The 19,868-nt window shown below is 72.7% G+C and carries 17 protein-coding genes; 13 read left to right on the forward strand and 4 right to left on the reverse strand.

The window, feature by feature from the left end; genetic code table 11:
- Window positions 1–12: 12 nt before the first annotated feature.
- Window positions 13–816, reverse strand: coding sequence for an IclR family transcriptional regulator (locus ACWCRD_RS01495; RefSeq protein ID WP_390696044.1), 804 nt, complete (start codon window positions 814–816; stop codon window positions 13–15).
- A gap of 253 nt (window positions 817–1,069) precedes the next feature.
- Here ACWCRD_RS01495 and allB point away from each other — a divergent pair, with 253 nt between their 5' ends.
- Together allB and alc are read left to right on the forward strand one after the other, a co-directional pair.
- Window positions 1,070–2,410, forward strand: coding sequence for an allantoinase AllB (gene allB / locus ACWCRD_RS01500; RefSeq protein ID WP_450963930.1), 1,341 nt, complete (start codon window positions 1,070–1,072; stop codon window positions 2,408–2,410).
- Between the two features lie 52 nt (window positions 2,411–2,462).
- A complete protein-coding gene (gene alc, locus ACWCRD_RS01505) occupies window positions 2,463–3,578 on the forward strand; it encodes an allantoicase (RefSeq protein WP_450963931.1) in 1,116 nt (371 codons plus the stop codon).
- Window positions 3,579–3,747: 169 nt separating this feature from the next.
- On the opposite strand, the gene ACWCRD_RS01510 is transcribed toward alc, so the two are convergent.
- Window positions 3,748–4,494 (reverse strand): SDR family oxidoreductase, encoded by a 747-nt coding sequence (locus tag ACWCRD_RS01510; protein WP_450963932.1) that lies wholly within the window; start codon window positions 4,492–4,494, stop codon window positions 3,748–3,750.
- 120 nt (window positions 4,495–4,614) lie between these two features.
- On the opposite strand from ACWCRD_RS01510, the gene ACWCRD_RS01515 reads away from it, so the two are divergent.
- The 4 genes from ACWCRD_RS01515 (at window position 4,615) to ACWCRD_RS01530 (ending at window position 7,634) form a co-directional block, all read left to right on the forward strand.
- Window positions 4,615–5,427 carry an AIM24 family protein gene (locus ACWCRD_RS01515; protein WP_450963933.1) on the forward strand — a complete coding sequence of 271 codons (813 nt, stop codon included), beginning with the start codon at window positions 4,615–4,617 and terminating at the stop codon, window positions 5,425–5,427.
- A 102-nt stretch (window positions 5,428–5,529) separates the two neighbouring features.
- Window positions 5,530–6,156, forward strand: coding sequence for a dihydrofolate reductase family protein (locus ACWCRD_RS01520; protein ID WP_450963934.1), 627 nt, complete (start codon window positions 5,530–5,532; stop codon window positions 6,154–6,156).
- Between the two features lie 91 nt (window positions 6,157–6,247).
- On the forward strand, window positions 6,248–7,153 hold the full coding sequence (locus ACWCRD_RS01525; protein WP_450963935.1) for a DMT family transporter: 906 nt from the start codon (window positions 6,248–6,250) through the stop codon (window positions 7,151–7,153).
- 85 nt (window positions 7,154–7,238) lie between these two features.
- Window positions 7,239–7,634: a ribonuclease gene (locus ACWCRD_RS01530; RefSeq protein ID WP_450963936.1), complete on the forward strand. Its 396-nt coding sequence runs from the start codon at window positions 7,239–7,241 to the stop codon at window positions 7,632–7,634.
- 58 nt (window positions 7,635–7,692) lie between these two features.
- On the opposite strand, the gene ACWCRD_RS01535 is transcribed toward ACWCRD_RS01530, so the two are convergent.
- The gene (locus ACWCRD_RS01535) at window positions 7,693–7,893 is read right to left on the reverse strand and encodes a hypothetical protein (RefSeq protein ID WP_450963937.1); all 201 of its coding nucleotides are present in this window, start codon (window positions 7,891–7,893) and stop codon (window positions 7,693–7,695) included.
- 168 nt (window positions 7,894–8,061) lie between these two features.
- Between ACWCRD_RS01535 and ACWCRD_RS01540 the strand changes: the two genes are divergently transcribed.
- Both ACWCRD_RS01540 and ACWCRD_RS01545 read left to right on the forward strand, forming a co-directional pair.
- Window positions 8,062–9,315, forward strand: a complete 1,254-nt coding sequence (locus ACWCRD_RS01540) for a sensor histidine kinase (protein WP_450963938.1) — start codon at window positions 8,062–8,064, stop codon at window positions 9,313–9,315.
- A 47-nt stretch (window positions 9,316–9,362) separates the two neighbouring features.
- Window positions 9,363–10,043 carry a response regulator transcription factor gene (locus tag ACWCRD_RS01545; protein ID WP_450963939.1) on the forward strand — a complete coding sequence of 227 codons (681 nt, stop codon included), beginning with the start codon at window positions 9,363–9,365 and terminating at the stop codon, window positions 10,041–10,043.
- Window positions 10,044–10,375: 332 nt separating this feature from the next.
- Here the strand turns inward: ACWCRD_RS01545 and ACWCRD_RS01550 are convergent, their stop codons facing one another.
- On the reverse strand, window positions 10,376–11,398 hold the full coding sequence (locus tag ACWCRD_RS01550) for a Gfo/Idh/MocA family protein (protein ID WP_450963940.1): 1,023 nt from the start codon (window positions 11,396–11,398) through the stop codon (window positions 10,376–10,378).
- Between the two features lie 117 nt (window positions 11,399–11,515).
- Between ACWCRD_RS01550 and ACWCRD_RS01555 the strand changes: the two genes are divergently transcribed.
- The 5 genes from ACWCRD_RS01555 (at window position 11,516) to ACWCRD_RS01575 (ending at window position 19,811) form a co-directional block, all read left to right on the forward strand.
- Window positions 11,516–12,265 carry a GntR family transcriptional regulator gene (locus ACWCRD_RS01555; protein ID WP_450964351.1) on the forward strand — a complete coding sequence of 250 codons (750 nt, stop codon included), beginning with the start codon at window positions 11,516–11,518 and terminating at the stop codon, window positions 12,263–12,265.
- A 142-nt stretch (window positions 12,266–12,407) separates the two neighbouring features.
- Entirely contained in the window at window positions 12,408–13,556 is a 1,149-nt protein-coding gene (locus ACWCRD_RS01560; protein WP_365834325.1) for an ROK family glucokinase, read from the forward strand.
- Window positions 13,553–14,134 (forward strand): sugar kinase, encoded by a 582-nt coding sequence (locus tag ACWCRD_RS01565; protein WP_450963941.1) that lies wholly within the window; start codon window positions 13,553–13,555, stop codon window positions 14,132–14,134. Before ACWCRD_RS01560 ends, ACWCRD_RS01565 begins: the two co-directional genes overlap by 4 nt.
- Window positions 14,135–14,235: 101 nt before the next feature.
- A complete protein-coding gene (locus ACWCRD_RS01570; RefSeq protein ID WP_450963942.1) occupies window positions 14,236–17,073 on the forward strand; it encodes an SNF2-related protein in 2,838 nt (945 codons plus the stop codon).
- Between the two features lie 911 nt (window positions 17,074–17,984).
- Complete coding sequence (locus ACWCRD_RS01575) at window positions 17,985–19,811, forward strand: SWIM zinc finger family protein (protein ID WP_450963943.1); 1,827 nt, start codon at window positions 17,985–17,987, stop codon at window positions 19,809–19,811.
- Window positions 19,812–19,868 lie beyond the last annotated feature (57 nt).

The following is a 19,868-nucleotide window of genomic DNA, read 5'->3' on the forward strand; positions in this document are numbered from 1 at the left end:
GTCAGGGGCCGCTCAGATCTGTGCCGCGGGCCCCGAGCTCGCGAGTGCCTCCGACAGCTCCACCGCCACCTGCTGCAGCACCGGCACGATCTTGTCGGTGGCCGCCTCCGTGACCCGGCCCGCCGGGCCCGAGATCGAAATGGCGGCGGCGGTGGGGGAGTTGGGCACGGAGACGGCGAGGCAGCGCACCCCCATCTCCTGCTCGTTGTCGTCGACCGCGTAACCGTCCCGGCGCACGTCCTCGAGGGCGGCCAGGAAGCCCTCCGGTGTGGTGATCGTCCGGTCCGTCGCGGCGGGCATGCCGGTGCGGGAGAGCAGGGCGCGCACCTCGTCGTCCGGGGTGTTCGCTAGCAGCGCCTTGCCGACGCCCGTGGAGTGCGGCAGCACCCGGCGGCCCACCTCGGTGAACATCCGCATCGAGTGCTTGGACGGCACCTGGGCCACGTAGACGATCTCGTCGCCGTCGAGCAGCGCCATGTTCGCCGTCTCGCCGGTCTCCTCCACCAGGCGGGCCAGATAGGGGCGCGCCCAGGTACCGAGCAGTCGGGCAGCGGACTCGCCGAGACGGATCAGGCGCGGGCCGAGCGCATACCGGCGGTTGGCCTGCTGGCGGACGTAGCCACAGGCCACCAGCGTGCGCATCAGCCGGTGAATGGTGGGCAGCGGCAGCCCGCTGCTCGCGGAGAGCTCGCTGAGCCCGACCTCGCCGCCCGCGTCCGCCATCCGTTCCAGCAGATCGAAGGCGCGCTCGAGGGACTGGACGCCACCGCCGTTGGACTTGGCGGCGTCGGTGGTGCTGGCGCTGGACGTCGGCACGACGCGTTCCTTTCGGGACTGGCGGGAAGGGCAGAAGCCTACCCGCCGGTCGGTTGACTCCCTGCTTGTACCTAGCTACGTTCTGCTTGCTGGAATTCTAATTCCGCTTTGTGGAAACGTCCAGACTAGGTGCAGGGGGTGCACTGTGGAGAAGTGTGCCCTTGACGGCGCGGAAGCGGGAGTGAAGACTCCTTCAACAGAAAGTTGAATTCCGTTACGTGGAAGTAAATCGCGGCGGCTGAGAGGGGTCCGGGTGTCCGACACAGAACTGGTGCTGCGCTCGACGCGCGTCATCACACCCGAGGGGACGCGTCCCGCCACGGTCACGGTCTCCGGCGGCAGGATCACGGCCGTGCTCCCGTACGAGGCCGCCGTACCCTCGGACGCCCGCCTGGAGGACTTCGGCGACCACGTCCTGCTGCCCGGCCTGGTCGACACGCACGTGCACGTCAACGACCCCGGACGCACCGAGTGGGAGGGCTTCTGGACCGCCACCCGCGCGGCGGCGGCCGGCGGCATCACCACCCTGGTCGACATGCCGCTCAACTCCCTGCCGCCGACCACGACGGTCGACAACCTCCGTACGAAGCAGGCGGTCGCCGCCGACAAGGCGCACATCGACGTCGGCTTCTGGGGCGGAGCCCTGCCCGACAACATCAAGGACCTGCGCCCGCTGCACGAGTCCGGAGTCTTCGGCTTCAAGGCGTTCCTGTCGCCGTCCGGGGTGGACGAGTTCCCGCACCTCGACCACGACCGGCTCGCCCAGTCCCTGGCCGAGATCGCCTCCTTCGGCGGTCTGCTGATCGTGCACGCCGAGGACCCGCACCACCTGGACGCGGCCCCGCAGCACGGCGGCCCCAAGTACGCCGACTTCCTCGCCTCCCGCCCGCGCGACGCCGAGGACACGGCGATCGCCCAGCTCATCGCCCAGGCGAAACGTCTGGGCGCGCGTGTGCACGTCCTGCACCTGTCGTCGAGCGACGCACTCCCGCTGATCGCCGAGGCGAAGGCGGAAGGCGTGCGGGTCACGGTCGAGACCTGCCCCCACTATCTGACCTTGACGGCCGAGGAAGTCCCGGACGGCGCAAGCGAGTTCAAGTGCTGCCCGCCCATCCGCGAGGCCGCCAACCAGGACCTGCTGTGGCAGGCGCTGGCGGACGGCACCATCGACTGCGTGGTCACCGACCACTCCCCGTCCACGGCCGACCTCAAGACGGACGACTTCGCGACCGCCTGGGGCGGCATCTCCGGCCTCCAGCTGAGCCTGTCCGCGGTGTGGACCGAGGCGCGCAGGCGCGGACACGGCCTGGAGGACGTGGTCCGCTGGATGTCCTCGGGCACGGCGGAACTGGTGGGCCTGGACACCCGCAAGGGCGCCATCGAGGCCGGCCGCGACGCCGACTTCGCGGTCCTCGCACCCGACGAGACGTTCACCGTGGACCCGGCGGCCCTCCAGCACCGCAACCGCGTGACGGCGTACGCGGGCAAGACCCTGTACGGCGTCGTGAAGTCGACCTGGCTGCGCGGCGAACGCATCGTCGCGGACGGCGAGTTCACCGAACCGAAGGGGCAGCTGCTCACCCGCGACCACTGAACGACTCTCCCGCACCCGCAGCGGCCGACCCCGAAAGGACGATCTGATCACCGTGACGGCGATACCTAGTTTCACCGGCGACGCGAACCCGTACGGAGGCGGTGACCCGTACGCCGACTACCGCACCGCCGACTTCCCGTTCACCCAGTACGCCAACCTCGCCGACCGGCGCCTCGGGGCCGGCGTGATCGCCGCCAACGACGAGTTCTTCGCCCAGCGCGAGAACCTGCTGGTGCCCGAGCGGGCCGAGTTCGACCCCGAGCACTTCGGGCACAAGGGCAAGATCATGGACGGCTGGGAGACGCGCCGCCGCCGTGGCGCCTCGGCCGACCACCCGTGGCCCACGGCCGAGGACCACGACTGGGCGCTGGTCCGGCTGGGAGCGCCGGGCGTGATCCGGGGGATCGTGGTCGACACGGCCCACTTCCGCGGCAACTACCCGCAGGCCGTCTCGGTCGAGGGCACCTCCGTACCCGGCTCACCGTCCCCGGAGGAGCTTTTGGGTGACGACGTGAAGTGGACGCCCCTCGTCCCGCGCACCCCGGTGGGCGGCCACGCGGCCAACGGCTTCGCCGTCTCGGTCGAGCAGCGCTTCACACATCTGCGGGTCAACCAGCACCCCGACGGCGGCATCGCGCGCCTGCGCGTGTACGGCGAGGTCGTCCCGGACCCGGAATGGCTGGCGACCCTGGGCACCTTCGACGTCGTCGCCCTGGAGAACGGCGGCCAGGCCGAGGACGCCTCCAACCTCTTCTACTCCCCGGCCACGAACACCATCCAGCCGGGCCGCTCCCGCAAGATGGACGACGGCTGGGAGACGCGCCGCCGCCGCGACCAGGGCAACGACTGGATCCGCTACCGCCTGGCGGCCCAGTCCCAGATCCGTGCGATCGAGATCGACACGGCGTATCTGAAGGGGAACAGCGCGGGGTGGGCCTCGGTGTCGGTGAAGGACGGTGAGGACGGCGACTGGCGCGAGATCCTGCCACGCACCCGCCTGCAGCCCGACACCAACCACCGCTTCGTCCTGCCGAACCCGGCGGTCGGCACCCACGCGCGCGTGGACATCTTCCCGGACGGCGGCATCTCGCGGCTGCGGCTGTACGGCTCGCTGACACAGGCGGGTGCATCAGCGCTGGCAGCCCGGCACCAGGAACTGGGCGGCTGAGGCAGGCTGTTCCTCGCCGCCGGGGCCAGCCCCCGGACCCCCGCTGATTTTTTCAGCCCGTCCGGCGTTTGAGGACGAGGCCGTTCAGGCCGAAAGCGGGGGTCTGGGGGCGGCAGCCCCCAGGGACGGGAACGGGAAGGGGCGGCGGGGGCGAAAACCCTCGACAGCGTCACGCCGCAAACCCGCCGTCCACCGCGAACTCCGCGCCCGTGACGTACTCCGCCCCCGCCAGATACGCCACCGTCCCCGCCACCTCCTCCGCCGTCCCGAACCGCCCCACCGCCGTCATCGCCGCCTGCCCGGCCGCGTACGGCCCATCCGCCGGATTCATATCCGTGTCGATCGGCCCGGGATGCACGATGTTCGCCGCGATCCCCCGCCCGCCCAACTCCCGCGCGAGCGCCTTCGTCAGCCCCACCAGCGCCGCCTTGCTCGTGGCGTACAGCGTCCCACCCGCCCCCGGCACCCGCTGAGTCATACACGTACCGATGGTGATGATCCGTCCGCCGGACGGCATCCGCGCAGCCGCCGCCTGCGAGGTCAGAAACACCCCGCGGACGTTCACGGCGAGCACCCGGTCGACATCGGCGAGCGCCAGGCCGTCCAACGGCCCCAGCACGCCGACGCCCGCGTTGTTCACGAGCACGTCCAGCGCATCCAGCGCCTCGGCGGTGCGCTCCACCGCCCCCACCGCCTCCTCCGCGTCCGCGGAATCCGCCCGCAGGGCCACCGCCCGCCGCCCCAGCGCCTCGATCCGCCGTACGACGTCCGCGGCGGCATCCTTGCCGGTCACATACGTCACGGCCACGTCCGCGCCGTCCCGTGCGAGCCGCAGCGCCGTCGCCGCGCCGATGCCGCGGCTGCCGCCGGTGACCAGGGCCACCTTGCCGTCGAGAGTTCCGTAAGTCGTTGTCATGGGTCCATCCCAGCGGCTGCGGCACTGCCATGCTGGCGGCCAACGGACACCGAGATCGAGTGGCCGGAACACACCGGGTCGGGCCGGAACTCTTACCTCCACCTCCCGCGTTCTCCCCACGTGACACTTCAGCAAGAGATCGTCGGCAACGCCATGCAGATGGCGGTCGTCAACCTGAGCCCCGGCCAGACCGTCTACTGCGAGGCGGGGAAGTTCCTGTTCAAGACGGTGAACGTGACCATGGAGACCCGCCTCTCCGGTCCGTCGAACAGCGGCGGGCAGTCCCAGGGCGGAGGCGGCGGCATGGGCGGCATGCTGCGGCAGGCCATGGGCACGGCCATGCAGGTCGGCCAGCGCATGCTCGCGGGCGAGTCGATGGCGTTCCAGTACTTCAGCGCACAGGGCGGCGAGGGCACCGTCGGCTTCGCGGGCGTGCTCCCGGGCGAGATGCGCGCCCTGGAACTGGACGGCACACGCGCGTGGTTCGCCGAGAAGGACGCCTTCGTGGCCGCCGAGTCCACCGTCGACTTCGGCATCGCCTTCCAGGGCGGCCGCACCGGCATGAGCGGCGGCGAGGGCTTCATCCTCGAGAAGTTCACCGGGTACGGCACGGTGATCATCGCGGGCGCCGGCAACTTCATCGACCTGAACCCGGCCGACTTCGGCGGCCGCATCGAGGTCGACACGGGCTGCGTCGTCGCCTTCGAGGAGGGCATCCAGTACGGCGTCCAGCGCGTCGGCGGCCTCAACCGCCAGGGGATCATGAACGCCGTCTTCGGCGGCGAGGGCCTGTCCCTGGCGACCCTGGAGGGCAACGGCCGGGTGATCCTGCAGTCCCTCACCATCGAGAGCCTGGCGAACGCCCTGAAGAAGGCACAGGGCGGCGACAAGCAGGGCCCGACCGGCGGCCTGTTCTCCACCAACGCCGGATGACGGAGGCCGGTCAGGTGCCGCGGGTCCGACCGATGAGTTGCGGGTGCCGGTGGGGTCTGAGGTGATGACAGCAGACCCCACACAAGGAAGCAGGCACCCGCCATGGGCAAGCTCGTCTCCACGATCTTCGTCACCCTCGACGGCGTCTACCAGGCCCCCGGCGGCCCCCAGGAGGACACCCGGGGCGGCTTCGAGCACGGCGGCTGGAGTTTCGTCTACGGCGACGAGGACTTCGGCCGGTTCGTCGGCGAGGTCTTCGAGCGCCCCGCCGCGTTCCTCCTCGGCCGCCGTACGTACGACATCTTCGCCTCGTACTGGCCGAAGGTGACCGACCCAGCCAACCGCATCGCCGCCCAGCTGAACGCGCTGCCGAAGTACGTCCCGTCGTCCACCCTCAGCGACCCGGCCTGGGCCGGCACGACGGTGATCGGCGGCGACCTCGCCAAGGAGGTCACCGCCCTCAAGGAGCGCACCGACGGCGAACTCCAGGTGCACGGCAGCGGCGCCCTCGTCCAGTCCCTGCTGGACCTCGGCCTCCTCGACACCGTCCACCTGGTGACGTTCCCGGTGGTGCTCGGCACCGGCCTCCGTCTCTTCAGGGAGGGCGCCGTGCCGACCAAGTTCCGCCACACGGGCGGCCGTACCACCCGCGCCGGGGTCTCCATCCAGTCGTACGACGTCGCCGGCCGGCCCGACTACGGCTCGTACGAGCTCCCGGAAAACGCCTAGCCCAAGATGTGCCGCACCGGTACGGTGATCGCTCCTCGTGGGAGCCGCCGACGTCTCCGCACACCCGTCGGAGACCGGGAGAGCCGCCCTCATGTCGTCGATCGCCGTACCGCGCCCGCTCGTGCCCCGCCGAGCCTGGCTCACCGACCTGCCCGTGCTGCTCGTCGCGGTCGTGTGGGGCGCGAGCTATCTCGCCGCCAAGGACATCACCACCGCCCGGACGGTGCTGGCCGTCCTGGTGCTGCGCTTCGCCGTGGTCCTGCCCGTGCTCGCCGTCGTCGCGCGACGCTCCCTGCGCGCCCTCACCGCCGCCCAGTGGCGCGGCGCCGCTCTGCTCGGGCTGATCCTCGGCGGGATCTTCCTGCTGGAGACGTACGGCGTCGTCCACACCTCGGCGACCAACGCCGGCCTCATCATCAGCCTCACCATGATCTTCACCCCGCTCGCCGAGGCCGCCGTCACGCGCGTCCGACCGCCGCGGGCGTTCCTCGCGGCGGCCGGCCTCTCCGTGCTCGGCGTCGTCCTGCTCACCCAGGGCGGCGGCTTCACCCGCCCCTCCCTCGGCGACCTGCTGATGCTGCTCGCCGCCCTCGCCCGCACCGTGCACGTCCTCGCCATGTCCCGCATCAAGGCCGTCCAGGGCGCCGACGCACTGCCGCTCACCACGGTCCAACTGGGCGCCGCCGTAGCGGTGTTCGCGGTCCTGTCCGTCGGCGCCGACGCCACGCCGGGGGGCACCGCGGCCGGCTTCGGGGCACGCGAGTGGGCCGGGCTGCTGTTCCTGTCCGTGTGTTGCACGCTGTTCGCGTTCTTCGTGCAGATGTGGGCCGTGCGCCGGACCTCCCCCTCGCGGGTCAGCCTGCTGCTCGGCACCGAGCCCCTGTGGGCCGCCGCGGCCGGCATCGCGCTCGGCGGGGAACGGCTCGGGGCCCTCGCCCTGGCGGGCGGTGCGCTGGTGCTTGTGGGGACCGCGTGGGGGCGCAGGGCCGCAGGTTAACGCGCGGAAAACTCATCCGACTTGACGGGAAAATCTACGGACTTGACATTGACATGCCACTATCTACGCGCGTCATCATGAGGGCATGACAACCCCCACACGCACCACTCGCATCGGTGCCGCAGCCGTTCTGCTGTCCGCCCTCCTCGTGGGCGGCGCCGTCACCGCCACCACCGCGGACGCCGCCGCCGACTCCGTCGGCAGCATCTGCTACAACTCCCTGCCCTCCCAGGCGCACGACACCCTCGACCTGATCGCCCAGGGCGGCCCGTACCCGTACTCGCAGGACGGCACCGTCTTCTCCAACCGCGAAGGCGTCCTGCCGAGCCAGTCGTCCGGGTACTACCACGAGTACACGGTCATCACTCCCGGCTCCTCCACGCGCGGTGCCCGCCGCATCGTGACCGGTGAGGAGACCCAGGAGGACTACTACACCTCGGACCACTACGCCACGTTCAACCTGATCGACTTCGGCTGCTGAGCGACTTCCCCCGCTCGGTCATTCCGAGGGAACGGTGCGCCGGAGGTCCGGTCGGCGCTCATCCGGACTTCCGGCTCTCCGCGGCGGCGAACAGCGCGAGCGCCGGCACCACCAGGGCGACGCTCACGTAGACCCCGTAGCCGTCGAGGAAGCCGAGCCGTTGCACGAGGCCCACATGCCAGTGGGTGAACTCGTGCACCAGGCCCAGCCCGCCCTGCACCAGGGCGATGAATCCGAGTAGCTCCAGCAGCTGCCTCATACTCCGACCCTCGCCCCGCGGACCCCCCACAGACATCGGCCGCGGGGCGAGTCGTGCCCACCGGGAGTCCACCTTCCGGTGGCGGCGCGCGCCGAAAGTCTCCAGTGGTGCAACTTTGGTCGGCGATCCTTCGTGCGGAGGGGTGGCGGCGCGCCGCACTGCGTAGATTTGTCGACCGTGAGGGATGACAAGCCGACACCGGCCACGGGGGTCATCGGCCGCAGATGGCTGTTCCCGTCGGCGCTGCTGCACGAGATCGACCTCGACGCGGGGCGGTCCGGACGGCCCCGGCGCACCGTGCGGGACTGGGTCGTCGACTTCACCTGCTTCCTGCTCGCCGTCGCCATCGGTCTTGCGGCCGCGAACACCCTGCACCGCGACACGCACACCCCGCACGCCCTCGCCGTCGTCGACCAGCTGCTGGGTGCGCTGTCCTGCGCCGCGGTGTGGGCGCGCCGCCGCTGGCCGCTCGGGCTCGCCGTCGCGATGATCCCCGTCGGCCTCCTGTCGAACACGGCGGGCGGCGCCGGCATGGTCGCCGTCTTCACCCTCGCCGTGCACCGGCCCTTCCGGTACGTCGCCTGGATCGGTGGCATCTCCCTCGCGCTGATCCCGCCGTTCTTCTGGCTGCGCCCGGACCCGGACCTGCAGTACGCGGGAGCGGTCGCGTTCGCCGAACTGCTCACCCTCACCGTCATCGGCTGGGGCATGTTCGTACGGTCCAAGCGCCAGCTCATGGTGAGCCTGCGCGACCGCGCCCGGCGTGCCGAGACGGAGGCTCGGCTGCGCGCCGAGCAGGCGCAGCGGCTGGCCCGCGAGGCCATCGCCCGCGAGATGCATGACGTCCTCGCGCACCGGCTGACGCTGCTGAGCGTGCACGCGGGCGCCCTGGAGTTCCGGCCCGACGCACCCCGGGAGGAGGTCGCGCGGGCGGCCGGCGTCATCCGCGAGAGCGCGCACGAGGCCCTCCAGGACCTGCGGGAGATCATCGGCGTGCTGCGGGCGGCCGAGCCCGACGACGCGGGCCGCCCGCAGCCGACGCTCGCCGCGCTGGACGGGCTGGTCGCCGAGTGCCGCGAGGCCGGCATGAAGGTCACCCTCGCAAGCCGCGTCACCGACCCCGCCGCCGTCCCGTCCTCCGTCGGCCGCACCGCGTACCGCATCGCCCAGGAGGCCCTGACCAACGCCCGCAAACACGCCCCCGGCACCGAGGTCACCGTCTCCGTCACGGGCGCCCCCGGCGAGGGACTCGTCGTGGACGTGCGCAATCCCGCCCCGGAGGGGGAGGTGCCCGCCGTGCCCGGCTCCGGGCAGGGGCTGATCGGGCTCACGGAACGGGCCACCCTGACCGGCGGCCGGCTGGAGCACGGGCCGGAGCCGGACGGCGGGTTCCGGGTGCGGGCCTGGCTGCCCTGGGGATGACGCGACCCGGGCGCGGCGGCCCCGCCCACCGTGATTACGTAAGGCCCATGACTGCGATCAGACTGCTCCTCGTCGACGACGACCCCCTGGTGCGGGCCGGGCTGTCCCTGATGATGGGCGGCGCCGAGGACATCGAGATCGTCGGCGAGGCCGCCGACGGCGCCGAGGTCGAGGAACTCGTCGACCGCACCCGCCCCGACGTGGTCCTCATGGACATCCGGATGCCGTCGGTGGACGGCCTGACGGCCACCGAGCGGCTGCGGGACCGCAAGGACGCCCCGCAGGTCGTGGTCCTCACCACCTTCCACGCCGACGAACAGGTGCTGCGCGCCTTGCGCGCGGGTGCCGCCGGGTTCGTGCTGAAGGACACCCCGCCCGCCGAGATCGTCGACGCCGTGCGCCGGGTCGCGGTGGGCGACCCCGTGCTGTCGCCCACGGTCACGCGGCAGTTGATGGAGCACGCCGCCGGCTCCGGAGCCGACACCCGGCGCACGCACGCGCGCGTGCGCATCGACACCCTCAACGACCGCGAACGCGAGGTCGCCGTCGCGGTCGGCCGCGGCCTGTCCAACGCCGAGATCGCCGCCACGCTCTTCATGAGCGTCGCCACCGTCAAGACCCATGTCTCCCGCATCCTGGCCAAGCTCGACCTCAACAACCGTGTGCAGATCGCCCTGTTGGCGTACGACGCGGGCCTGCTGGAGGAACCGGAGGGGAGCGGGCACTGAGTGCTCCTCGGGTCGCCGGTCGTTCGTCTGCGGCGTCGTCGGGGTCTGTCGCGGCCCGCGGTGCCGCAATCGATGCAGCCGCGCGCCGCTTCAGGGCGCGGCCGGCCGCTGCGGGCTTCGCGCGACCGCGCAGGAATTGTTCCCGCGATACGCCTGCTCACCTGAACGCCGACGCCACCCGCCCCGGGAGCTCCGCAGGGACACCGCTCCGCGCTCTCGTCGGAAGCCCTCGCAGGCCTTGGCGATCCGATGCTCCGCCCGCGATGGGCTCCTCGGCATGCTGATGCGCGGGGTGCGCTGGTGGCCGCGCTACCGTCAAGGGCGACGGCGGCTCACCTGAAGGCGGTCTCGGCCCGCCCCGGGATCTCCGCGAGCGCCACCTGTCTGCGCTCCCGTCGGGAGACCTCGCAGGCCTCGGCGATACGCAGTGCCTGCAGAGCCTCGCGGCCGTCGCAGGGGTTGGCCCGCTGCCCGAGGACTACCTCGACGAATGCGGCCAGCTCGGCCTCGTAGGCAGGCCCGAAGCGCTCCAGGAAGCCGGACCACGGCTTGTCCGCGGCCGGTGGGCCGGTCGGCTCCGTGGACGCGATCGGCGTACGGTCGTCCAGGCCCACGACGATCTGGTCGAGCTCGCCGGCCAGCTCCATGCGGACGTCGTAGCCGGCGCCGTTCAGCCGCGTCGCCGTGGCCGTGGCGAGGGTGCCGTCGTCGAGCGTGAGCAGCGCGGCCCCCGTGTCCACGTCACCCGCCTCCCGGAACATCGGCGGCCCCGCGTCGGACCCGGCCGCGTACACCTCGACGACCTCGTGCCCCGTCACCCAGCGCAGCGCGTCGAAGTCGTGGATCAGCGCGTCCCGGTACAGCCCGCCGGACACCCGCAGCCACCCGGGTGCGGGAGGCACCTGGTCGGACGTCACCGCCCGTACGGTGTGCAGCCGCCCGAGCCGGCCCGCGAGCACCGCGTTGCGCGCGCCCGTGTATCCCGCGTCGAAGCGGCGCTGGAACCCCATCTGCAGAATCGTCCCGGCCGCCTCGACCTCGCCGATGGCATGCAGGGTGCCGGGCAGATCGAGCGCTATGGGCTTCTCGCAGAACACCGGGAGGCCCGAGCGTGCTGCCCGACCGATCAGTTCGGCGTGGGCCGACGTCGCCGTCGTGATCACCACGGCGTCCACGCCCCACTTGAAGATCTCGTCGACCCCCGGCGCGGCCGTCTCCCCGAGGCGGAGCGCCAGCTCCTGGGCCCGCGCCGGATCCACATCCGTGAGGATCAGCGACCCCACGTCACGGTTGCGGCTGAGCGTGTTCGCATGAATGGTGCCGATGCGGCCCGTACCGATGACCCCGATGCGCATGAAAACAAAGTGAGGGTTCAGTGCGTACGCTGTCAATGCATATGTCCGGACAATCGAACTACACAACTTCCCGTCAACAACTCGTGGAGCTACGCTCGCCCCGTGCCGAAACCAGAAGTGGACCCGACCGCGTCGCTCGAGCTCAGTGTGGACCGGAGCTCTCCGGTGCCGTTGTACTTCCAGCTGTCCCAGCAGCTCGAAGCGGCGATCGAGCACGGAGCGCTCACCCCCGGCAGTCTGCTGGGCAACGAGATCGAGCTGGCTGCCCGGCTCGGCCTGTCCCGGCCCACCGTCCGCCAGGCCATCCAGTCGCTCGTCGAGAAGGGCCTCCTGGTCCGTCGCCGCGGTGTGGGCACGCAGGTCGTGCACAGCCAGGTCAAGCGCCCCCTGGAGCTCTCCAGTCTCTACGACGACCTGGAGGCGGCCGGCCAGCGCCCTGCCACCAAGGTGCTCGTCAACACGCTCGTACCCGCGACCGCCGAGGTCGCCGCGGCCCTCAACGTGGCCGAGGACAGCGACGTCCACCGCGTGGAGCGCCTGCGCCTCGCCCACGGCGAGCCGATGGCGTACCTCTGCAACTTCATCCCGCCCGGCCTGCTCGACCTGGACACCGCACAGCTGGAGGCCACCGGCCTCTACCGCATGATGCGCGCCGCCGGGATCAATCTGCACAGCGCCCGCCAGACGATCGGCGCCCGCGCCGCCACGGCCGCCGAGGCCGACCGCCTCGCCGAAACCGAGGGCGCGCCCCTGCTCACCATGCAGCGCGTCACCTTCGACGACACGGGCCGCGCGGTCGAGTACGGCACCCACACCTACCGCCCGACGCGCTACTCGTTCGAGTTCCAGTTGCTCGTACGGTCCTGAGGGGCTGGGGGATGAGGGCTCAGCCCGCTTCGTCGCAATGTCAGGACAATTGGCTCGGGTCTGTGGGTACCGCCACACACGGCTCCCCCCATTGCTCCCCCGCTCGGCACCCAGCGTGAGCGTGCGGCACAATCGGGCCTTGATGAGCACCTACGGCAACTTCACCGCCCCCATAGGTTCCCGCCGTGCCCCCGCCCTGAGAACGGTGGGCACCCGGGAGCGCCGCTCCCACCTGACCGCACCCCGCGTGCCCACGGTCGGCATCGACATCGGCGGCACAAAAGTGATGGCGGGCGTCGTCGACGCCGACGGCAACATCCTGGAGAAGCTCCGCGCGGAGACCCCGGACAAGTCCAAGAGCCCCAAGGTCGTCGAGGACACCATCGTCGAACTGGTCCTGGACCTCTCCGACCGGCACGACGTGCACGCGGTGGGCATCGGCGCGGCCGGCTGGGTCGATGCCGACCGCAACCGCATCCTGTTCGCCCCCCACCTGTCCTGGCGCAACGAGCCGCTGCGCGACCGCCTCGCAGGCCGCCTGGCCGTACCGGTCCTGGTCGACAACGACGCGAACTCCGCAGCCTGGGCCGAGTGGCGCTTCGGCGCCGGCCGCGGCGAGGACCACCTCGTCATGATCACGCTGGGCACCGGCATCGGCGGCGCGATCCTGGAGGACGGCCAGGTCAAGCGCGGCAAGTACGGCGTCGCGGGTGAGTTCGGTCATATGCAGGTCGTGCCCGGCGGCCACCGCTGCCCGTGCGGCAACCGCGGGTGCTGGGAGCAGTACAGCTCGGGCAACGCGCTGGTCCGCGAGGCCAAGGAACTGGCCGCCGCCGACTCCCCGGTGGCGTACGGGATCATCGAGCACGTCAAGGGCAACATCGCCGACATCACCGGCCCGATGATCACCGAGCTGGCCCGCGAGGGCGACGCGATGTGCATCGAGCTGCTGCAGGACATCGGGCAGTGGCTCGGCGTCGGCATCGCGAACCTTGCGGCCGCCCTGGACCCGTCCTGCTTCGTGATCGGCGGCGGCGTCTCGGCCGCCGACGACCTGCTGATCGGGCCCGCCAGGGACGCCTTCAAGCGTCAGCTCACCGGCCGCGGATACCGCCCCGAGGCCCGTATCGCACGCGCGCAGCTCGGCCCCGAGGCCGGCATGGTCGGCGCCGCCGACCTGGCCCGCCTGGTCGCCCGCCGCTTCCGCCGCGCCAATCGCCGCAGGGTCGAGCGGCACGAGCGCTACGAGCGGTACCTGGAGACCCGCCGCTCCGCCCGGGACAGCGCATGACCGCCTCGCTGCCGCGTCAGGCACTGCCCCCGGACGAGCCGCCCCGGCCGGCCGAGGACCGCCGGCACAAGATCCGCCGCAGGGCGCTCACCCTGCTCATCATCGTGCTGCTCATCGGCGTACCGGCCGGCTATCTGGTGATCTCCGCCAACCAGAGCCGCGACAGCGGCAAGGACAAGGAGGCCAAGTACGCGGCGACCGGTCTCACCAAGGGCTGGCCGTCGCAGGTGCAGCGCCGCCTCTACCAGGTGCCGATGCCGCACCCCTCGGGCAAGGTCGCCAGCTACGAGACGAACAACTGGAAGACCAGCCGTCTCTACGTCCAGTTCCAGACCCCCCTGCGCAACCTCGACGTCTTCCTCCACGACATGGGCGTCACCCGCGCCGACCTGAAGCGGGGCGACATCACCATCAGCGCCCGGGACCAGAAGATCACCGGCTGGGACTTCACCAGCCCGGGCCCCTGGTACGGCCTGGTCCACGAGCAGAAGGCACCCAAGCCCACCCAGTACGTCATGATGAGCCTGGGGAACAGGCACAACCCGTTCTTCTACGTCGTCTCCCGCACGGTTCCGTGACGCGGTGGGCCCCGGCGCGGCCGCCGGAGCCGATTGTCAGACCCCGCCCGTAGAGTCGAAGACGTCTGATCCGACTCACGGGACGGGAGGTGACAGGTCGTATGCGCGACACGGCTGCGGTGGCCGCGCGAGCGGGGGAGCGGGAGCAGGGCGCTGGGGAGTCCGTGCCCGTCCGGCTCGCGGCCGTCTTCCTGCCCGCCCCGCTGCCCCGGGACGGCAGGATCGCCTTCTGGGATCCCGAGGGCGGCCCACTGACCGCCGGGGACACCGAGCTCACGGTCGTACGACCGCACGGCGCGGGAGTACGGCGCAGGACCGCGCCCGCGCTGTCCCTCCCGGTCGGCGAGGCGCTGCCCCACCTCGTCCGCGCCCGCCGCCACCCGGCCGCCCACCCCGCCACCGCCTGCTGGGGCGCGGCCGCCCTGCACGCACTGCGGCTCATCGCCCGCGGACGCCTGCTGCCCGGCCTGACGCCCACCGGGCACGACGCCTGGCGGGCCGGCCCCCTGGACCCGGACGACATCGCGCACATCCGGTCGGTCGCCGCGGCCCTGCCGTACGAGGGCCACGCGGTCCCGCTGCCGGGCCCGGGCCCGCTCAGGCTGCCCGAGCCGGAGGCGCTGATGCGCTCCTTCCTGGACGCGGTCGCCGACACCCTCCCGCGTACCCCCGCCGCACCGCACGCCTCCGGCAGGCCCTTCGCCGACCGCCGCCCGCAGCGCCTGCCCGAAGCCCACGACTGGGCCGCCGAGGTCGCCGCCGGCATGGACGCGGGCGTGCGCATCTCGCTCCGCCTCGACCTGTCGGCGTACGAGCTGTTCGACCGGGACGAGGGAGTGCGCACCGCGGGCGCGGCGATCGTCCAGGTGCACAGCCTCGCCGACCCCACGCTGATCACCGACGCGGCGGCCCTGTGGGCGGGCGAGGCGGACGCGGCGTTCGGCCCGCGCGCACGCGTGGACGCGGCCCTCGCCGTGCGGCGCGCGGCCCGCATCTGGCCGCCGCTGGACCGGCTCTCCGAGCAGGACGTTCCCGACGTCCTGCCGCTGTACGACGAGGAGCTGGGCGAACTGCTCGGCGTGGCGGCGACGAGGCTCGCTGCCGCCGGGGTCGCCGTGCACTGGCCCCGGGACCTGGCACAGGACCTGAGCGCGGCCGCGGTGGTACGGCCCGCGCCGGGCTCCGCGACCGACGGCACCGGCTTCTTCGAGAGCGAGGAACTCCTGCAGTTCCGCTGGCAGTTGGCGCTCGCCGGCGACCCGCTCAGCGAGGCCGAGATGGACGCCCTGGCCGAGGCCCACCGGCCGGTGGTGCGGCTGCGGGACCGCTGGGTCCTGGTCGACCCCGCCCTGGTCCGCAAGGCCCGCAAGCGCGAACTGGGCTTGCTCGACCCGGTGGACGCGCTCTCGGTCGCGCTCAGCGGCAGTGCGGAGGTCGACGGCGAGACGGTCGAGGCGGTACCGGTCGGCGCCCTGGCGGCCCTGCGCGACCGCCTGACGGCCGGGGTGCGCCCCGCCGAACCCCCTTCCGGCCTGCACGCCACGCTCCGCGACTACCAACTCCGGGGCCTGGCCTGGCTGGACCTCATGACCTCCCTCGGCCTCGGCGGCTGCCTCGCCGACGACATGGGGCTCGGCAAGACGATCACCCTCATCGCGCTCCACCTCAAGCGCGCCCGCGGCGAGCCGACCCTGGTCGTCTGCCCGGCCTCCCTGCTCGGCAACTGGCAGCGGGAGATCACCCGATTCGCGCCCGGCGTTCCCGTCCGCCGCTTCCACGGCCCGGACCGCACCCTGGACGACCTGACCGACGGCTTCGTCCTCACCACCTACGGCACGATGCGGACGACGGCACCGCGACTGGCCGAGCAGCGCTGGGGCATGGTCGTCGCGGACGAGGCGCAGCACGTCAAGAACCCGTACTCGGCGACGGCCAAGGCCCTGCGCACCATCCCGTCCCCGGCGCGGGTGGCCCTCACCGGCACGCCCGTCGAGAACAACCTCTCCGAACTCTGGGCTCTCCTCGACTGGACGACACCCGGACTGCTCGGCCCCCTGAAATCCTTCCGCGCCCGGCACGCGCGCGCCGTGGAGAACGGCGAGGACGAGGAGGCGGTGACCCGCCTGGCCCGTCTGGTCCGCCCCTTCCTCCTGCGCCGCAAGAAGTCCGACCCCGGCATCGTCCCGGAGCTGCCGCCCAAGACGGAGACGGACCACCCGGTGCCGCTCACCCGCGAACAGGCCGCCCTCTACGAGGCGGTGGTGCGGGAGTCGATGCTGGCCATCGAGACCTCGGACGGCATCGCACGCCGGGGCCTGGTCCTCAAGCTGCTCGGCGCGCTGAAGCAGATCTGCAACCACCCCGCGCTGTATCTCAAGGAGGAGGCTGCCCAGGGCGAACGGCTGCTCGCGCGTTCCGGCAAACTCGCCCTCCTGGACGAGCTGTTGGACACGCTGCTCGCTGAGGACGGCTCGGCGCTCGTGTTCACCCAGTACGTGGGGATGGCCCGTCTGATCACCGCGCACCTGGCCTCCCGGGCGGTCCCGGTGGACCTGCTCCACGGCGGCACGCCGGTCCCGGAGCGCGAACGGATGGTGGACCGCTTCCAGAGCGGTTCGACGCCGGTCCTGGTGCTGTCGCTGAAGGCAGCCGGCACCGGCCTGAACCTGACGCGTGCGGGCCATGTCATCCACTTCGACCGCTGGTGGAACCCGGCGGTCGAGGAACAGGCCACCGACCGCGCCTACCGCATCGGCCAGACCCAGCCGGTCCAGGTCCACCGCCTCATCACGGAGGGCACGGTCGAGGACCGCATCGCCGAAATGCTGGAGTCCAAGCGGGCGTTGGCCGACGCGATCCTCGGCTCCGGCGAGGCAGCCCTCACCGAACTGACCGACCGCGAACTCACCGACCTGGTCACCCTCCGGAGGCCGACATGACCCCGGGCCCGGCCGACGAGGCCCGCCGGGCACTGAGGGAGGCCCGGCAACGGGAGAAGCCCGGCACCGGAGCACCGGGGCAGGGCAGGGCTGCCGGCCACGAACCCGCATCCGAGCGGGACGCGGACCAGGAGCCCCCCGGGCAGGAGCAGGCTCCGCAGGGCAGCGAGGCAAGGCCCGCCGACGCGGCCCGCGCGGCGCTGCGCCGAGCGATCTCCGCCAGACGCGACGCGGAAGCCGCGGGCCGCACCACGCACGCCGACCCTGCCCCGACGAAGCCGCTGCCGGGGGCCACGGTCGCGGACACATCGGGGATGCCGCCCGGTGAGGATACGGACGGGCCAGCGGGGGCGGTGGTCTCGGCACGGCTGGGCGCCGTCGCTGGTGGGGGCGGGGCCACGGATGCCGTGGTGTCTGGTGCCGGGGTGGGTGGCTCTCGGCGAGATGTTTTGGGTGCTGAGCCTGGTGAGGTTGCTGATGCCGGCGGGTCTGACGCGGCGGTCTCTGCACGGCGGGGCGCTGGCGGTGGTGGGGGCCGGTCCACGGACGCGATCGTGCCTGGTGCCGGGGCGGGTGGCTCTCAGCGAGATGCCTCGAGTGCTGGGTCCGGTAAGGATGCGGATGCTGGGCGGTCGACGGACGCGGTGGTGTCCGGTGCCGGGGCCGGAGGCTCGGGCGTTGCGTCCGGTGCGGGAGCGGGCGGGGAGCGGCTCGCTCCGGCGGCACGGCCTCCTCAGGCCGGCGTTGGTGGAGCGGCTCCAGGCCGCACCGCGGACGGTGTCGCCCCCGGCCCTCACGCCGAGGCGCCCAACGACACACCAGACGATGACACGGGAGCGACCGCGGAGCGCCAGGGTGAGGCACCGAGTTCCGTGCTGCCGGGCGTGGACGGCGGGGTGTCGGGTGCCGGCGTGAGGTCTCAGGGAGAGGGAGCCGACCCTGCGGGTGCGCGGCCCGCTGATGTCGCGCGTGAGGCGTTGCGTGCCGCGCGGGCGGAGATGCGCCAGGCCCGGGTGGATGCCGAGCGGGCCGTCGGCGCGCGGCGGGCGGCGTCGGCGGCTGGCGGACGCCGCGGCGGTGCGCCTCGACGGGCTACCGGTGTCCAGGCGCGGGACCTGAAGGGGCTGCTTGCCGACGCCTTTCGTATGCCTGCCTCGGCGGACGGGCCGGGAGAGAACCCGGACGACAACCCCCCTGCGCGGGGGCAGAGTTCGAAACCCCCGGCTCCCACGTCCGGTGAAGGCCCGCCGGCAGCCGCGTCCGCCGAGCACTTCGCCGAGGCCGAGGGCGCCGACAGCCCCAGTTCCATCCCGCCCCTCTTCCCCGGCGAATCCCCGACCGGCCCCACGGCCCCCCGCACCCACTCCATGGCCGCCCCCGGCCGCGACAGCGAACTGCGCCGTACCTTCCCCGCATTCCCGGTCCGCACCTCCCGTTCCCCGGCCTCCCCGGCCTCCCCGGCCTCCCCGGCCTCCCCGGCCTCCCCGGCCTCCCCGGCCTCCCCGGCCTCCCCGGCCTCCCCGGCCTCCCCGGGGTCTCCCGCCGACGCCCGGTTCGCGGAGACGTGGTGGGGCAATGCCTGGGTCGCGGCCTTGGAAGAGGGGGCGCTCGACGCCAAGCGGCTGGTGCGTGGCCGTAGTTATGCCGAGCAGGGCCATGTGGACGCCATCACGGTGACGCCCGGACTCGTGCTCGCGTATGTGCAGGGCAGCCGCCCGCGCCCGTACCGCGTGCAGGTGCGGCTGCGCACGCTGGACGACGCCGACTGGGCGCGGTTCCTGGACGCCGCCGCCGAGCGGCCCGGGCACATCGCGGCGCTGCTCGACAAGGAGCTGCCCCAGGGCCTCGTGGACTGCGGAGTGCCGTTGCTGCCGGGCCCGCGCGACCTCGACCCGCACTGCAGCTGTCCCGATCGCGGCCACCCGTGCAAACACGCCGCTGCCCTCTGCTACCAGACGGCACGCCTCCTCGACGCCGACCCCTTCGTACTGCTCCTGCTGCGCGGCCGCGGGGAACGCGCACTGCTGGACGCCCTCTCCCGCCTGAGCGCCACGCGTGCGGCCCGCGCCGCCCAGGAGCAGGAACCGGCCCCGCTCCCCGGTGTGCGCGCGGCCGAAGCCGTCCTGCCCCGCCGACTACCGCCGCTCCCGGCCCCGTTGCCCGTCCCGCCGCACCCCGAGCAGCCCCCGGTCTACCCGGCGGCCCCGGGCGGCCCCGACCCCTTTGCGCTGGACCAGCTGGCGACCGACGCCGCCGTCCGTGCCCACGCGCTGCTCAGCACCGGCCGCGACCCGGTGGCGGAGCTGACGCTGTGGCAGGACGCCGTCCGGCTCGCCGCCGCCCGCCCCGGCTCCGGGCTCACGGCAGGCACCCGCGCGCTCTACGCCTCGCTCGCCTCGGCCGCCGGCCGTACCCCCGCCGAGCTGGCCCGGGCGGTCGCAGCCTGGCGGCAGGGCGGCATCGAAGGCCTCGCCGTCCTGGAGGAACCCTGGGATCCGCCCGCAGGACGCTTCGACCGGGCCCGCCCCCTCCTCCTCGCCGCCGACCTCCCCGCCTTCAGACCCTGGCGCAACCACCTCACCCACCCCCGCGGCCACGTCCAGCTCCGCCTCGGCCGCGACGGCCTGTGGTACGCCTACGAGTCGGAGCCGGGCCACGACGACTGGTGGCCCCGCGGCACCCCGGACCTCGACCCGGTCGGCGCCCTCACCGGCCTGGGCACACCGAACGACCTCTGAGCGCAGGCCGCACCCGCAGTCCTCAACTGCCGTGCGGACGCGAGGTGTACGGCCCTG

Source organism: Streptomyces sp. NPDC002092 (assembly GCF_053593775.1).

Bases quoted from the DNA above. Each gene is read 5' to 3' on its own strand.
- ACWCRD_RS01510 (WP_450963932.1), bottom strand. From the start codon at position 4,494: ATGACAACGACTTACGGAACTCTCGACGGCAAGGTGGCCCTGGTCACC.
- ACWCRD_RS01520 (WP_450963934.1), top strand. From the start codon at position 5,530: ATGGGCAAGCTCGTCTCCACGATCTTCGTCACCCTCGACGGCGTCTAC.
- ACWCRD_RS01525 (WP_450963935.1), top strand. From the start codon at position 6,248: ATGTCGTCGATCGCCGTACCGCGCCCGCTCGTGCCCCGCCGAGCCTGG.
- ACWCRD_RS01530 (WP_450963936.1), top strand. From the start codon at position 7,239: ATGACAACCCCCACACGCACCACTCGCATCGGTGCCGCAGCCGTTCTG.
- ACWCRD_RS01535 (WP_450963937.1), bottom strand. From the start codon at position 7,893: ATGAGGCAGCTGCTGGAGCTACTCGGATTCATCGCCCTGGTGCAGGGC.
- ACWCRD_RS01545 (WP_450963939.1), top strand. From the start codon at position 9,363: ATGACTGCGATCAGACTGCTCCTCGTCGACGACGACCCCCTGGTGCGG.
- ACWCRD_RS01550 (WP_450963940.1), bottom strand. From the start codon at position 11,398: ATGCGCATCGGGGTCATCGGTACGGGCCGCATCGGCACCATTCATGCG.
- ACWCRD_RS01560 (WP_365834325.1), top strand. From the start codon at position 12,408: ATGAGCACCTACGGCAACTTCACCGCCCCCATAGGTTCCCGCCGTGCC.
- ACWCRD_RS01565 (WP_450963941.1), top strand. From the start codon at position 13,553: ATGACCGCCTCGCTGCCGCGTCAGGCACTGCCCCCGGACGAGCCGCCC.
- ACWCRD_RS01570 (WP_450963942.1), top strand. From the start codon at position 14,236: ATGCGCGACACGGCTGCGGTGGCCGCGCGAGCGGGGGAGCGGGAGCAG.